Source organism: Brevundimonas sp. (assembly GCF_018608325.1).
Classification (GTDB): domain Bacteria; phylum Pseudomonadota; class Alphaproteobacteria; order Caulobacterales; family Caulobacteraceae; genus Brevundimonas.
Window position 1 is genome coordinate 24,360 of sequence record NZ_JABAZW010000081.1, and the last position, 14,957, is coordinate 39,316.

The window sequence follows — 14,957 nt, forward strand, 5'->3', positions numbered from 1 at the left end:
CAGTGACCAAGGCAACCGTGGTTCTTGGGGATGGGTCACTCGCCCCATCCCCTGCGGAGACACCCAAGCGCACCAAGGTCTGGGATCCGGTCGTTCGACTGTTTCACTGGATTCTTGTCACAGGGATCGTCGCCAACCTGACTGTGTTTCGTGAGCTGAAGGCGGTGCACCGATACGTCGGCTATGTGATCGTCGCGGCGATCGCGATCCGGCTGGTCTGGGGTTTTGTCGGTCCGCAGCATGCGCGGTTCTCCGACTTCATTGCCGGCCCCCGTCGCCTCGCCGGCTACCTGACGGCCATGATCCAGCGGCGTGAGCCGCGCTACATCGGTCACAATCCTGCAGGCGGCCTGATGATGATCGCTCTGATCCTCCTGTCGCTCTCCTGCGGCGTCACCGGCTGGATGATGGGACTCGATGCCTTCTGGGGAGCACCCTGGCTTGAGGCCACTCACGAGACCGCCGCCAACACCATCATGGCGCTTGCGATCCTGCATGTCGTCGCAGCCCTCGTGGAAAGCTGGCGTCACCGCGAAAATCTGGTCATGTCGATGGTGACCGGCTGGAAACGCGCCGCCAGCGGAACGGATGTCGATCATGCGTCTCCTCCTCGTTGAAGACACGGTCCGGCTGGGCGAGCTCCTGAGCGAAGGGCTCGCCCGCGACGGCTTCGTCGTGGACTGGCGTCAGGACATCGAGGGCGCGGCGGAGGCGGTCGCCAGCGCGACCTACGATCTGATCCTCCTCGACCTCGGACTGCCGGATGGCGACGGGCTCGACTGGGTCAGGACCCTGCGGCGCGCGACCGACCTGACGCCCATTCTGGTGCTGACCGCGCGCGGGGGGCTCGACGATCGGGTTACGGGGCTGGACGCCGGCGCGGACGACTATCTGGTCAAGCCATTCGAGGCTTCGGAGCTGTCGGCGCGGTGTCGCGCGATCCTGCGGCGGCCCGGTCAGCGGATGACGCCGGTGCTTCACGTCGGCGCGCTCGCCTTTAACGTCGCGTCGCGCCAGGCCGCGCACGGTGACCTGCCGATCGAACTCTCCCGCCGTGAAGGCGACCTTCTGGAGACGCTGATGCGTCGGGCGGGTTCGGTCGTGACCCGGGGGTCGTTGGAGGAATCGCTCTATGCATTCAACGAGCCGGTCACGCCCAATGCCGTCGAGGTGGCGGTCTCCAGACTGCGCCGCAAGCTCGACGATGCGGGGTGCACAGGAATGCTGCACACCGTCCGTGGGCTGGGCTATCTGATGCGGGACGCCGTCGCTTGACCCGCACCCCCTCTATCTTCCAGCGCCTGATGCTCGGGTTTGCGCTGATGAGCGTCATCGGCGGCTTCATTCTGCTTCTGTTTGTCGGCGTCGAGTACGGCCTGTCGTCTCGCGCGAGGCGGGACGAGATCCAGTTCGCGGGGATCGCGAACGAGGTCGCCGACCATGTCGTGGTGCCCCTGCTCGTCTTGATCGTGCCCATGACCCTGGCTGCGCTTTGGGTGATCCGGTCATCCCTGCGGCCGCTGAGCCTTGCCGGCGCGCGGATTGAGGCCGCCCAGGCCGCCGACAAGGGTTTCCGGGTCGATGTGCATGACTTTCCGGCCGAGGCGACGGGCTTCGCCGACGCCGTCAACGGTATGCTCTCGCGTCTCGATGAAGCCGCGACCCGTCAGGAAGCCTTTGCCGCCGACGTCGCCCATGAACTGCGAACGCCGCTGGCCGTGCTCGCGCTCGAGCTGGATCGGCTCGAATCGCCCGAGGGCCAGCGGTTGAAACGGGATGTTTCGGCGATGTCGCGACTGGTCGATCAGCTTCTGGTGCTGGCGCAGCTGGACGCGCAGGCGGCGGCTCCTGTGTCGGCAACTTCGGTTGATCTGGCCGAAATCGCTACGGAAATCGTCTCGCAGTATGCCCCTCTCGCCGTCGCGGACGACAAGTCGGTGGCGTTGGAACTCAATGATGACGTCTTAGTCAAAGGTCGCCGAGAGGCCATCGGCGCCGCGCTTAGAAATCTGGTCGAGAACGGGCTGCGGGTGACGCCGTCCAGCGGAACGGTGACGGTTACGGCCGGCCCGGGCGCGCGGCTTTCGGTGAGCGACGGCGGGGGCGGACTGACGCCGGAGCGCCTTGCTGACCTCAGCCAACGTTATCGCCGTGGAGATCACGCCAGCACAAGCGGCGCGGGTCTGGGATTGGCTATCGTCTCGCGCATCATGGCGGCGCATGGTGGATGGATCGAGACCCGGCCGGATCGGTCCGAACTAATCCTCGTCTTTGCCCATTCCACCGAGACCCAATCATGAGCCGTCTTGAGCGCCATCCCGAACGCCATCTGGTCTCCCGGATCGGCTGGCTTCGAGCCGCTGTTCTGGGGGCCAACGATGGGCTGGTGTCGACCGCCAGTCTGATCGTTGGCGTCGCCGCCGCCCAGACCAGCAAGACCGGGATCCTCGTCGCGGGCGTTGCCGGCCTGGTCGCCGGCGCCATGTCCATGGCGGCGGGCGAATATGTTTCGGTCAGCTCGCAGGCCGATACGGAGGCGGCCGATCTGGCACGCGAACGCGCCGAGCTCGATGCTGACCCCGATGCCGAGACCCGCGAACTGGCCGCGATCTATCGCAGCCGGGGCGTCGATGCGCATGTGTCGTTGGAAGTCGCGCGCCAGCTGATGGTCCATGATGCGCTGGGGGCGCACGCGCGGGACGAACTGGGGTTATCGGAACATACGGCGGCGCGCCCGATCCAAGCCGCCCTGACTTCGGCGGCAACCTTCTCGGTGGGAGCGGTCCTGCCGCTGGCGATGGTGGTCGTGGCCCCCGGATCGCTGCTCGTCGCCCTGGTGTCGGGCTCAGCCCTCGTCGGGCTGGCTCTGCTGGGCGGTATCGGCGCCAGGGTCGGCGGCGCCGGTATCGCCAAGGCTATCGTGCGCGTCACCTTCTGGGGGGCATTCGCCATGGGTTTGACCGCCGGCATCGGCCACCTGTTCGGGACCGTCATCTAGCCCGGCTGTGCTCAAGCCGGTTCAGTCTTCGTCCGCTTCCCCGGCTTCGCCGCCGTCACCGCCTTCGCCGGCTTCGCCATGCGCGCCCGGTGTGAAGGCCTGCGGGTCGATGCGGGTCGCGGCATAGGCGGACCCCGCCACGACGAGAACGGCGAGGGGAACGGCCAAGCGCGCCGGCGGGGTGGCATCCAAGGCACTAGGAAAGTGAGTGGTTTTCTTGCTGCCGGTGATCATGGCGCCGATCAGGTTGTCCCGGGTCAAGAACGACATGGCCACCACCGCGACGACGTGCAGGGCGATCACAGCCAGAAGGATGTAGGCGATGGCCTCATGCCCGCCCTCGCCGCCCGTGATGCCGGTGAAGGTGGTCGCGGCGACGAGGGCCAGAAGCACAATCACAGCGATCCCGCCCAGCGGGTTGTGGCCCAGCGATGCATGAACCCGCCCCGCGAACAGTCCTCTCACATGGCCCGCCATCCGCGACGGACGGATCAGGTTTGCGAAGCGTGCGTGTTCCCCGCCCACAAAGCCCCAGAGGAGCCGGAAGGCGATCAGGATCGCCGCCACCCAGCTCGCTGACCCGTGCCAGGGTGACAGGGCGCTGCCCTCCTCTGAGGACAGAAAGGCGAGCGCGATCGCGGCCACGAGGAGCCAGTGGAACAGGCGGACGCCCCAGTCCCAGGTCTTGATGATCCTGATCGCCTTCGGAGCCGTGCTGGTCATAGAAACCTCCGTTTAATGGACGCTGGTTGGAAAACCTGACGTCAGCCTGACCGCGGCGCGGTCCGTCGTTCAGGCAGATCAAGGACTGGACGGATCAGCCGGCCACGACGGGCCCCGCTTCCCGCAGCGGGCCGGGCGTGGCTTGCGCCCGCTGAACGATCCACCGCCAGGGGCCGGCCCAGCCTCCGCTGACGAGTGCAACGGCAATGGCCAAGAGGAGAGCGTCGCCAGACGGCGTGGCAAAGCGGAACAGATCCTCGACGAACGGCACGGACACGCAGCCCCCCAGAACGATCACCGCGCTGGCGCAAATCAGCCAGAAGATCCGGCGGTGTGGATCGAACAGAGACACGCCCGAGGTGGCCGAGTCCGTCAAAGCCAGCACCATGTTCGCGATCGCAAGGGCGATGAAGGGGGCGGCGCGAGCCTCCGTTTCCGGCGCCTGAGCGAGCATCCAGACATAGAAGCCGAGCACCCCGGACAGGATGACCACCCCCTGCAGGGCCCCGAACGCGATCTGGCGCGGACCAAACAGCGACGCTGTATCGGAACGGGGCGGCTTCGTCATCGCGTCGCCTTCGCTGGGCTCCGCCTCGAAGACCAGGGAGCAGACCGGACTGATGATCAGCTGAAGAAAGACGACATGGGCCGGGAAAAGCAGGGGCGGCGCGCCCATCAGGATCGGGATCAGAGCAAGACCGGCCAACGGCACATGAACGGCGACGATGAACGTCAGCGCCTTACGAAGATTGGCGAAGATCCGGCGGCCCAGGCGGACCCCGCCGACGATGGCGCCGAAACTGTCGTCCATCAGCACGATGTCGGCCGCCTCGCGCGCGACGTCCGTCCCCCGCTTTCCCATGGCGATCCCGATATCGGCCGCCTGGAGCGCAGGCGCGTCGTTGACCCCGTCTCCCGTCATGGCGACGATCTCGCCATTCGCCTTGAAGGCCTGGACCAGCGCCAGCTTCTGCTGAGGCTGGATGCGGGCGAAGACCCGGACCGTGCGGATGCGTTCCGAAAGTTCGGCGGACAAAGCCGCGATCTCGTCTCCCGTCATCACGCCAGGGTCCACATCGACGCCGGCCTGTCGCGCGATCTCGAGCGCGGTAGCGGGGTAGTCGCCCGTGATCATCGCCACACTGATTCCGGCGCGACGCGCCTCCTGCAAGGCTCCCGGCACATCCTCTCGCACCGGATCGAGAAAGCCGATCAGTCCGCTGAAGATGAAGGGGGCCTGATCCGGATCGGTGAATCCAGCATCGACCTGACGGACCGTTGCAACAGCCAGGACGCGGAGCCCTCTGGCCGCCATCGCATCCAGAGCCTCTCTTGCCGGCGCCAGGGTCTTCTCCGACGCCTTGCACAGGCTGAAGATCGCCTCGGGCGCCCCCTTCGCCGCGGCGGCCGATTTGCCGTCAGCAAGCCGCCATGTCTGGATCACAGCCATCCGCTTAGCTTCGAGCGGCCAGGCCCGGGTCACGGTCCCGCCGCCCGTCGATGGCGACCGCTCGCGAATGGCGCGGTCCATCGGGTCGGTCGGTTGCAACGCGCTTGCCAATGCAGCGGCATCTAGGACCAGACCGGCATCAGGCGGCAAAGGCCCCGCCGAAGCGTCGACACTCTTTCCTTCGACCCAGACCTCGGCCACCGACATCCGGTTCTCGGTCAGGGTGCCGGTCTTGTCGACGCACAGAAGGGTGGCGGATCCCAGGGTCTCGATCACCGCGCCGCGCCGCACCAGAACCTGATGGCGCGCCAGACGCCAGGCGCCCAGCGCGATGAACACGGCAAGGACGGTCGGAAACTCCTCGGGAATGAGCGAGATGGCGACGGTGATGCCTGCGAGAAGTGCTTCGATCCAGTCGCCCCGCATCAGCCCGTAGGCCAGGACGACCGTGGCGCTGAGCACAACCGCCAGAAAGCCGAACAGGGCGACCAGGCGTCCAGTCGACCTCTCCAGTCGCGTCCGGTCAGGCGCAATGGCGGCCAGCGAGGTTCCGATCTGACCCAATCTCGTCCGCGGCCCGGTCTCCAGCACTTCGACCACGCCCTGGCCGGACACGACGAGCGTGCCGGAAAACACGGCGTCGCCGGCGCCGTCCGGATCCGAGATCGCCTGGCGCACGGTCTTGATGACCGGGGCGGACTCTCCCGACAGGGTCGACTCATCCACGCTCAGCACGTCGCCATCGACCAGGCGACCGTCGACGGGCAGGCGTTGGCCCTCGCTCACCAGCAGGATGTCGCCCTGAACCAGCCGGTCGATGGCGAGCGTGCACGCGACACCGGATCTCATGACCCTGGCGGTCGGTTCGGACAGGTCGCGCAGCGCCTTCATAGCGCTTTCGCTCCGCGCTTGCTGCACTACGACCAGACTGATCGTCCCGACCGCGGCAAGGGTCAGAAAGAGACCCTCGGCGAGGCTGCCCAGAAACAGATACAGCCCGGCCGCAACGACCAGCAGCAGGAACATCGGTTCTTGCAGGGTCGAAAGCAGAATCCTGCCCAGGCTGCGGGCGCGCACAGGAGAAGGGATGTTCGGACCTGCGGACAGGAGCCGTCGGTCGGCCTCATCCTGATCGAGGCCGGGCCATGTCACGTCCACATCATCAAACCCGTCGCAGCCCCGATCGAGCCACACGCACCTTAGGTCGGGTGCGCGACGACACCTTGATTCAGGTCAAGGTCTGGGTGACGACGACCAGAGGCTGGCGAAGGTCCCGGGGCGCTGACGGAGAAGAGGCAACCGGGGCAGCAGCCCCCGAACCGTTGACGTCTTGTCCAAGACAGACGTCAGCCAACATCGAGGCGCAGTCGTCCGCAGTCTGTGCTGCAGAGTTGGTCCGGGTGGGAGATCGCCGGACAGTCTGAGCGGCGTTGAGGCTCGCTCGAGAGCCACGCGGCGCATTCGGCGGAGGGACCACTGAAGACCAGGGCCTCCCCTCGCCAGACCGTCACGCGGACGGCGCTTTGGTGGTCGGCCAGCAGCCTCAGGCCCTCAGCCGCCGCCAGGACATCGTCGCCCTGTTCGATCCAGTAGACGCTCGGCGCAACGCCGGACGACTTGAATGGAAACACGGTGTAGGTGCTCATGCCGGACTCTCGCGGTGAACAGCCAGGCTTGGAGGCCGCCCGTTTGTGGTTGCCGGTACCGGTGTCATTGGCTCAGGGCAGCGTGATGACGGCATTCACCCAGCCCTTCGACTGCAGCCAGGCCACGAAGGCGAAAATCGGTACGGCCAGAAGAAAGACCGAACCGTCCTTCAGGGTCATCACGAACCGGTCTGGTCGGATCTGAAGCGTCTCAAGGTCTCGCCAGGCCGAGAGCCGCGGCCAGAACCGGGGCGTGCGACGCCGATACTCACTGTAGGCTTCGCCGAAGCGGGCCTGAAGCCAGGCCTCCTCACGCTTCACCGTGGCGAAGAAGACACCTACAGCCACAAGCACGAACAGCCCCGCCAGAACCAGACTGCCGGTCTGAAGACCCATACCGAGCGCCGCGATGAAGCTGAACAGATAGAGAGGGTTGCGGGTTACGGAATAAGGGCCGCGATCCACTATCTCGGCGGCCTTGCGGCCTCCGATATAGAGCGAGCACCAGGCCCGTCCAACGATGGCGATCCCGATCATCACGAGGCCGGCGGCCCGAAAGCCCGCATGCACCGCATCTGACCAGAGCCTTTCCCCCGTGAAGACCGCCAGGATGACAACCGCCAGGATGCCGACCGCAAGTACGCCCTTGCGGATCAGTTGAAGGGTGTGAAGCGATTGCGCGTCCGGCATAGGCCTGCCGTCCAGATGAGGATCGTCGCGCGCCTGAAGGCGGAAGCCCTTTAGTCGATGGCGCGCATCGTCGATCATTGGCCTATAGCATGGCCATACTCGTCAAATATGTCCGCCCGCTTGGTCCGGCAATGTGTGGGGTTCGGCCTTCAGAACCGATCGGCTGTGTGCATACGACATTGCGTGAAGCGCAAGACAACCGATGTGAACGTGCTGGGTGGCGCGGTTCTGAAAAGCGCATTGAGCGCTGCCACTTCAAGTGTGCTCACGATTTTGTTCACCACCCACCGTTCGCGGACACGGCGGCTCGCTTTTTCAGCAGAGTCCAGCGGATTTCATGGAAGTTCACCCGATAGTAGCAAGCCAGCGCTAGACGCCCGAAAAGTTTTTGGTAGCGGGGTGGTAGCGGCGGGAAAAAAGGAGGGGGGCGATCCCGAAGGACCGCCCCTGCCTAACCTCTTGATTGCCTTAGCAATCTCGACTGGAGCGGGCGAAGAGATTCGAACTCTCGACCCCAACCTTGGCAAGGTTGTGCTCTACCACTGAGCTACGCCCGCACTCCGTAGGAGCTAGTTGCGCTCCCCGTCGAGGAGGGGGCGTATAGCGGAGGGTTGCGGCGGACCGCAACCCCTTTTTTCAAACTATCGCAATTCTGTTCGAAAAGACCTGATTTCCCTAGGTTTTCAGGTTTCCGCCACAAGCTTGGCCGGACGTATCGGCGTTCGGCCTCTGTCCCCATTTTCAACGCCCGTTGCGCTCAGCGCGGCGCCAGACGAATGGCGCCGTCCAGACGGATGCATTCGCCGTTGATGTAGACGTTGCGGGCCAGTTCCAGCACCAGCGACGCATAGTCCGCAGGCGTGCCCAGGCGGCTGGGGAAGGGGATGGCGGCGGCCAGGCTGTCCTGAACCTTCTGGTCCATGCCGGCCATCATCGGCGTCCACATGATGCCGGGCAGGATGGTGTTGCAGCGCACGCCTTCCTGAGCCAGATCGCGGGCGATGGGCAGGGTCATGGCATAGACGCCGCCCTTGGACGCCGAATAGGCCGCCTGACCGATCTGACCGTCCTGAGCCGCCACCGAGGCCGTGTTGACGATCAGGCCGCGCTCGCCGTCCGCCAGAGGCTCCAGCGTCACCATGCCCGCCGCCGACTGCGACAGGACGCGGAAGGTGCCGAACAGATTGACGCGAACAGTGCGCTCGAAGGCCGCCATGTCGTGGGCGTGGATCTCGCCGGTGTCGCGCTTGCGAGACACGGTCTTCTGGCCGGTGGCGATGCCGGCGCAGTTGACGGTCAGACGCTCCTGTCCGTGGGCGGCGCGGGCCTTTTCGAAGGCGGCGGCGACCGAGGCGTCGTCCGTCACGTCCACCTTGCAGAAGACGCCGCCGATTTCCTTGGCGATCTCTTCGCCGCGTTCTTCGTTCAGGTCGAACAGGGCCACCTTGGCGCCGGTGGCCGCGATGGCGCGGGCTGTGCCTTCACCCAGGCCTGAAGCGCCCCCGGTGACTACGGCGGCGATGCTGCTGTCGAGTTTCATCCCTGTCGTTCCTATGTATTATTGAACCTGAGTTTCGATTGAGGATTTAGCGGCCATGACCGCCAAAGCCAAACCCGCAGATCCCGCCGACGCCATCGACCCCAAGAAGGCGTTGGTTCCATCGGTCGTGAAGGTCAACGAGACGCGCGTCACACGCGGCTTCTGGCCCAAGATTCAACGCACGGCGGCGCGGATACCCTTTGCCGATCAGGCGCTGGCCGCCTGGTATGCCGCGCGCGACCCGGAAACACCCCTGCCCGCCAAGGGCATGATCTTCGCCGGACTGGCCTATTTCGTCATGCCGATCGACGCCATTCCCGACGTGTTTGCGGGCATCGGCTATACCGACGATGCAGCGGTGATCGCCGCCGTGCTTGCTCTGGTCAGCGCCCACATCAAGCCGCGCCACAAGCTGCTGGCGGCGGATGCTGTGAAAAGCCTGAAAGAGAAATAGGCGGCCCCACTTGTTCGCAAGGAAGGGCCGCCCTGCGCGCCGGTCAGCTTTCGACCGTCACCACGATCTTGCCCAGGGCCTTGCGGTCACCCAGGGCCTTGATGGCTTCACCGGCGCGTTCCAGCGGATAGGTCTGGGACACGCGCGGCTTGATCTTGCCCTCGGCATAGAACTGCATCAGCTCGGCCATGTTGGCGGCGTGCCCCTTGGGATCGCGCGCGACCGCCGCGCCCCAGAAGACCCCGATCACAGACACCGACTTCAACAGGGTCAGGTTCAGCGGCAATGACGGGATCCCCGCCGGGAAACCGACCACCAGATAACGGCCGTTCCAATCCATGGCCCGCAGCGCCGGATCGGCATAGTCGCCGCCGACCGCGTCATAGACGACATCCGCGCCGTCGCGGCCCGTGGCCAGCTTGAACTCGCCGGACAGCTGCTTCTGCGCCGCCTTGTCCAGCGCGCCGGACGGATAGATCAGGCCATTGTCGGCGCCCAGATCCAGTGCGAACTCGACCTTGTCGTTGGTGGATGCGGCGGCGACCACCTTGGCGCCCATGGCCTTGCCCAGTTCGACCGCCGCGGCCCCGACGCCGCCTGCAGCGCCCAGCACCAGCAGGGTCTCGCCCGGCTGAAGTTTCGCCCGGTCCTTCAGGGCGTAATAGCTGGTGCCATAGGTCATCACGAGCGCGGCGGCCTCTTCAAAGCTCATGGCGTCGGGAATGGGGATCAGGGTTTCGGCCCGCACCGCCAGACGCTCGACCAGGCCGCCCCAGCCCGGCACGGCGATGACGCGGTCACCCTTGAACACGCCCTTGACGCCTTCGCCCACAGCCTCGACCACGCCCGCCACTTCGGCGCCCGGCGAGAAGGGGCGTTCGGGACGGAACTGATACTTGTCCTCGATGATCAGGGTGTCGGGGAAGTTGATGCCCACCGCCTTGACCTCGATGATCACCTCGCCCGCCTTGGGCGTCGGATCGAGCACATCCTCGATCTCTAGGGTTTCGGGACCACCGGCAGTCTTGGACAGTACAGCGCGCATCATTTCCCTCCGTGGCCCGGCGATCTGAATGCGCCGAGGACCGTTGCAATGATCGAACACGCCGACATGGCGCGGCCTTCCCGGTGACGCTAAAGAGCGGCACGCCTGATTGAAAGAGGCGACCGAACAGGCTCAGGAAGACGACATGACCGCCCTCATCATCCACGGCGGCGCCGGCGCCCGGCGCGAACGCAACTATGACGCCGAAATCGTCCATATGCGGCAGGTGGTCGAGGCGATGAAGCTGCGGCTGGACGCGGGCGACAGCGCCCTTGATGTCGCCGTCGCGGCAGTGGTGATGCTTGAGGATTCAGGTCTCTATGTCGCAGGCAAGGGCGCCTCGCCGAACCTGGCTGGGGCCTATGAACTGGACGCCAGCATCATGGACGGATCGACCCGGCGCGCGGGATCGGTGGCCGCGCTTCAGGGCTTCCGCAACCCGGTCGTCGCCGCCCGCGCGGTGATGGACAAGACCCCGCACGTCATGCTGGCCGGAGATGGCGCGGCCCTGTTCGCCCATGATCAGGGTCTGGAGATGATCGCCGACGAGGACGCCTGGTTCACCGGCGCTGGCAAGGGTGAGGACAATCATCCGCCCGGAACCCTCAGCCACGGCACGGTCGGTGTCTGCGTTCTGGACGCGCAGGGACGTCTGGCCGCCGCGACCTCGACCGCAGGCGTCTTCGGCAAGATGCCGGGCCGCGTCGGCGACACGCCGATCCCGGCGGCGGGCACATGGGCGGATGCGAACGCCGCCGTCTCCTGCACCGGGCAGGGCGAATATTTCATCCGCGTCGCCGCCGCCGCACAGGTGGCCTGGCGGGTCGCGGCGGGTCAGTCGCTGGCTGATGCGGGTCAGGCTGTGATCGACGAAATCGGCGGCCTGGACGGTGAAGGTCGGGGTGGCGACGGCGGCCTGATCTCGCTGGACGCCCAGGGCAATATCGCTGCGCCGTTCAACAGTCAGGGCATGAAACACGCCTGGCTGACCACAGACGGAGAGATCGGGGTGCAAGTCTTCAGGGACTGACATCTGCGCGACAAGCTTGACGTTACTGACCGACGACGGCCCATTTCGTGAAGTTCCGCCGAAGTCGGCGGAACAGCATTCGCCCACCGCCATTTCATTACATCTCTGTAAGGTGCGTTTGTACGGATCACTGGTACGGTCGCGCCCAATTCGCCCAGCGCTGGAGCCGCCTGAATGAAATTCCGCCTGACCGCCACCGTCGCCGCGTCCGCCCTGCTGCTGGGCTTGGCCCCGGCCGCCTTCGCCGACAGCGCGCCCGCACCCGCTGCCGTCCAGGCCCAGCAGGGCATCGTCGTCCCGCCCCTGGGCTTTGCCCGGCGCGTGCTGCCAAACGGGCTGGAGGTCTATTCGGCGCGTGACGCCAACACCGCCAATGTCACGGTTCAGGTCTGGTACAAGGTCGGGTCCAAGGACGACCCCGCAGGCCGGTCGGGCTTCGCACACCTGTTCGAACACCTGATGTTCAAGGCGACCAAGAACCTGCCGTCGGAAAGCTTCGACCGCCTGACCGAGGATGTGGGCGGTGGCAATAACGCCTTCACCGCCGACGACGTGACCGCCTATCACGAGACCATTCCGGCCAACCATCTGCAACGCCTGCTGTTCGCCGAGGCCGACCGCATGGGGTCGCTGGTCGTCGACGAGCCGACCTTCGTGTCCGAACGCGACGTGGTGAAGGAGGAATACCGCCAGCGGATTCTGGCCAGCCCCTATGGCCGCCTGTTCGGCCTGTTCGTGCCGGAAACCATCTACAAGGACAGCCCCTACCGCCGTCCCGGCATCGGCTCGATCGAAGAGCTTGAGGCCTCGTCGCTGGACGACGTGCGTCGCTTCCACGCCACCTATTACCGCCCGGACAACGCCTATCTGATCGTGGCGGGCAATTTCGATCAGGCGCAGTTGGACCGCTGGGTCGACCAGTATTTCACCCCGCTGAAGAACCCGACCACCGCCATCCCGGCCAATAATGTCGTGGAGCCTGAGCCGACAGGTCCGAAGACCGTCACCTATTATGCGCCCAATGTGCCGCTGCCGACGGCGGTGATCGCCTGGCCCGCCGTGAAATACGCCGACGCCGACCGCCCCGCGCTGGAGGTGCTGGACGGCATCCTGTCCACCGGCGAGAGCAGCCGCCTGTATCGTTCGCTGGTCTATGACAAGCAGATCGCCACCAGCATCGGCTCCCAGCCTGACTTCGCCCAGCAGGCAGGCAACCTGTCCGCCTATTCGATCATGGCCGACGGCCACACCGCCGAAGAAGGCGTCACGGCGCTGAACGAGGAAATCGCCAAGCTGCGCGATCAGCCGGTCACCGCCGCCGAACTGTCCGAGGCCCAGAATGAGCTGGTCGCCAACGCCCTGCGCGGCCGCGAGACCGTCGAGGGCCGCGCCCAGACGCTGGGCTTCTCACTGATCAACACGGGCAGCGCCGCCGCCGCCGATCAGGAAGTCGCCAGCATTCAGGCCGTCACCATCGCCGACGTCCAACGCGTCGCACGCAAATATCTGACGCCGCAACGTCAGTCGACGATCCTGTATCTGGCGTCGGACGCCGCCAATCCGCCCTCGGTCGCGCGGACCAATGTGGACGCCCCGGTCAAGGTCGCGGACCTGGCGCCTGCGGGTGCGCCGGTCACCCTGCTGCCGGAAGGCCAGCGCGCGGCCCTGCCGCAACCCGGCCCTGACGTCGCCCCCAGCACCCCGGCGGTCGCAGACTTCCGGCTGGCCAACGGCCTGCGTGTTCTGGTGGCCCCGACCAGCGGCGTCCCACTGGTTTCGGCCCGCCTGAATATCAGCGCAGGCACGGCCAGCGATCCCACGGGCAAGGCTGGCGTCGCGACCCTGACCTCGGCCCTGCTGACGCAAGGCACCAAGACGAAGTCCGCCCCTGAAATCGCCACCCAGATCGAGCAACTGGGCGCGGTGATCGGCGCCAGCGCGGGCGCAGACTTCTCCAGCGTCTACGCCAACTCGCCCGCCAACGCCTTCGGTCAGACCGTCGCCTTGATGGCCGATCTGGTGAAGAACCCCGCCTTTGACGGCGAAGAGCTGGAGCGCCAGCAGGCCCAGACCCTTGATGGTCTGCGTGTCTCGCTCAGCCAACCCGGTCCGGTCGCTGGACTGGCTGCAGCCCGCATTACCTATGGCGCGGCCCCCTATGGCGCGCCCGGCTCCGGCACGATCCAGTCAGTGCCGACCATCACCCCGGCGGATGTCGCCGCCTTCCACGCCGCCCGCTATCGCCCGGCCAACGCCACTCTGGTCTTCTCGGGTGACATCACGCCCGCTGATGCCCGCGCTCTGGCCCAGCAGGCGTTCGGAGACTGGCGCGGCGCGGGCGCAACCCCTGCCGCTGTCGCTAATCCGGCTGGCGCCGCCCTGCCCCCGCGCATCGTGGTCATCAACCAGCCGGGCGCTGGTCAGGCCGCCGTCGCCGTCGCCGCACGCAGCGTTTCGCGCACCGACGCCGACTACTTCCCCCTGACATTGGGCAACACCCTGCTGGGCGGAGGCTTCTCGTCACGTCTGAACCAGGAAATCCGCATCAAGGGCGGTCTGTCCTATGGCGCACGCTCGTCGCTGGGCGTCCGCGCCAATGCGGGCCTGTTCACCGCCTCGGCCCAGACCAAGAACGAATCCGCCGTACAGGTCGCTGATCTGCTGCTGAGCGAAGTCGGCAAGTTGGGAACGACGCGCGCCACCGAGGCGGAACTGGCGACACGCCGGGCTACCCTGATCGGAGGCTTCAGCGACTCGCTGGAGACGGTGGATGGTCTGGGTTCGCTGGTCGCGGGTCTGGCCCAGTACGACCTGCCGATGACCGATCTGGCCGCCTATGCGGGCCGGGTGCGCGCCGTGACGCCGGAACAGGTCGAGGCGGCCTTCGCCAACCACCTGCCGATCAACCGCGCCAGTCTGGTGATTGTCGGTGACGGCTCGCTGTTCCTCGACGCCCTGCGCGCCAAACACCCGAACGTGGAAGTCATCAATATTGACGACCTGAACCTGAACAGCGCCACGCTGAAATAGGACGGCTGCACCGGACCTCCTTCCCGTATCGCACGGGGAGGAGGCGTCGGTTCAGACCGACAGACAGACCACCTGGGCCACGCGCAGGTCGCGCCGCAGATTGTCCGAGACGCGGCCATAGTTGTCGATCGTGACAGGCTCGCCCAGCGACGCCTCATCCGCGCGCTGCTCGCCCCGAATGGCGGGGCCGAAAGATTCCGGCGCCGTCGTATAGATGCGGCCCCGGCGCGGTGATTCCGCCAGAGTGACGCCGATCACCCGCCCATGGCGATCCAGCGCAGGCGCGCCCGAAAGCCCTGACAAGGTGCCGGTCAACCCGCGTGTGCGCCCCACCTCGGCCCAGGCCAGCAC

General features: G+C 66.2%; 13 protein-coding genes, 1 tRNA gene and 1 pseudogene. 7 read left to right on the forward strand and 8 right to left on the reverse strand.

The window, feature by feature from the left end; all coding sequences use genetic code 11:
• Nucleotides 1-2: 2 nt before the first annotated feature.
• From QZ281_RS08375 to QZ281_RS08390, 4 genes are read left to right on the forward strand one after another with little or no spacing between them, the layout of a single operon-like run.
• On the forward strand, nt 3-617 hold the full coding sequence (locus QZ281_RS08375) for a cytochrome b/b6 domain-containing protein (protein ID WP_292227090.1): 615 nt from the start codon (nt 3-5) through the stop codon (nt 615-617).
• The gene (locus tag QZ281_RS08380; protein ID WP_236261163.1) at nt 598-1,275 is read left to right on the forward strand and encodes a response regulator transcription factor; all 678 of its coding nucleotides are present in this window, start codon (nt 598-600) and stop codon (nt 1,273-1,275) included. The genes QZ281_RS08375 and QZ281_RS08380 overlap by 20 nt, the downstream gene beginning before the upstream one ends.
• Nucleotides 1,272-2,300 carry an ATP-binding protein gene (locus QZ281_RS08385; RefSeq protein WP_236261164.1) on the forward strand — a complete coding sequence of 343 codons (1,029 nt, stop codon included), beginning with the start codon at nt 1,272-1,274 and terminating at the stop codon, nt 2,298-2,300. Before QZ281_RS08380 ends, QZ281_RS08385 begins: the two co-directional genes overlap by 4 nt.
• Nucleotides 2,297-2,998 (forward strand): VIT family protein, encoded by a 702-nt coding sequence (locus tag QZ281_RS08390; protein ID WP_201098238.1) that lies wholly within the window; start codon nt 2,297-2,299, stop codon nt 2,996-2,998. Before QZ281_RS08385 ends, QZ281_RS08390 begins: the two co-directional genes overlap by 4 nt.
• A gap of 21 nt (nt 2,999-3,019) precedes the next feature.
• Here the strand turns inward: QZ281_RS08390 and QZ281_RS08395 are convergent, their stop codons facing one another.
• From QZ281_RS08395 to QZ281_RS08420, 6 genes are all read right to left on the reverse strand, one after another.
• Complete coding sequence (locus QZ281_RS08395) at nt 3,020-3,721, reverse strand: cytochrome b/b6 domain-containing protein (RefSeq protein ID WP_292227100.1); 702 nt, start codon at nt 3,719-3,721, stop codon at nt 3,020-3,022.
• 94 nt (nt 3,722-3,815) lie between these two features.
• The gene (locus QZ281_RS08400) at nt 3,816-6,329 is read right to left on the reverse strand and encodes a cation-translocating P-type ATPase (RefSeq protein ID WP_201098874.1); all 2,514 of its coding nucleotides are present in this window, start codon (nt 6,327-6,329) and stop codon (nt 3,816-3,818) included.
• Between the two features lie 188 nt (nt 6,330-6,517).
• Nucleotides 6,518-6,817 carry a hypothetical protein gene (locus QZ281_RS08405; protein WP_201098243.1) on the reverse strand — a complete coding sequence of 100 codons (300 nt, stop codon included), beginning with the start codon at nt 6,815-6,817 and terminating at the stop codon, nt 6,518-6,520.
• 72 nt (nt 6,818-6,889) lie between these two features.
• Nucleotides 6,890-7,507, reverse strand: coding sequence for an isoprenylcysteine carboxylmethyltransferase family protein (locus tag QZ281_RS08410; protein ID WP_201098876.1), 618 nt, complete (start codon nt 7,505-7,507; stop codon nt 6,890-6,892).
• 482 nt (nt 7,508-7,989) lie between these two features.
• Nucleotides 7,990-8,064: transfer RNA gene (locus QZ281_RS08415), tRNA-Gly, on the reverse strand.
• 200 nt (nt 8,065-8,264) lie between these two features.
• Entirely contained in the window at nt 8,265-9,047 is a 783-nt protein-coding gene (locus QZ281_RS08420; protein WP_292227107.1) for an SDR family NAD(P)-dependent oxidoreductase, read from the reverse strand.
• Nucleotides 9,048-9,102: 55 nt separating this feature from the next.
• On the opposite strand from QZ281_RS08420, the gene QZ281_RS08425 reads away from it, so the two are divergent.
• The gene (locus tag QZ281_RS08425) at nt 9,103-9,501 is read left to right on the forward strand and encodes a YkvA family protein (protein ID WP_292227110.1); all 399 of its coding nucleotides are present in this window, start codon (nt 9,103-9,105) and stop codon (nt 9,499-9,501) included.
• A gap of 43 nt (nt 9,502-9,544) precedes the next feature.
• Here the strand turns inward: QZ281_RS08425 and QZ281_RS08430 are convergent, their stop codons facing one another.
• Nucleotides 9,545-10,546, reverse strand: a complete 1,002-nt coding sequence (locus QZ281_RS08430; RefSeq protein ID WP_292227113.1) for an NADPH:quinone oxidoreductase family protein — start codon at nt 10,544-10,546, stop codon at nt 9,545-9,547.
• A 145-nt stretch (nt 10,547-10,691) separates the two neighbouring features.
• Here QZ281_RS08430 and QZ281_RS08435 point away from each other — a divergent pair, with 145 nt between their 5' ends.
• Nucleotides 10,692-11,576: an isoaspartyl peptidase/L-asparaginase gene (locus tag QZ281_RS08435; protein ID WP_292227115.1), complete on the forward strand. Its 885-nt coding sequence runs from the start codon at nt 10,692-10,694 to the stop codon at nt 11,574-11,576.
• Between the two features lie 174 nt (nt 11,577-11,750).
• Nucleotides 11,751-14,606 (forward strand): pitrilysin family protein, encoded by a 2,856-nt coding sequence (locus QZ281_RS08440; RefSeq protein ID WP_292227118.1) that lies wholly within the window; start codon nt 11,751-11,753, stop codon nt 14,604-14,606.
• A gap of 51 nt (nt 14,607-14,657) precedes the next feature.
• Here the strand turns inward: QZ281_RS08440 and QZ281_RS08445 are convergent.
• Nucleotides 14,658-14,957: pseudogene (locus tag QZ281_RS08445) on the reverse strand (serine protease); the annotation flags it as partial.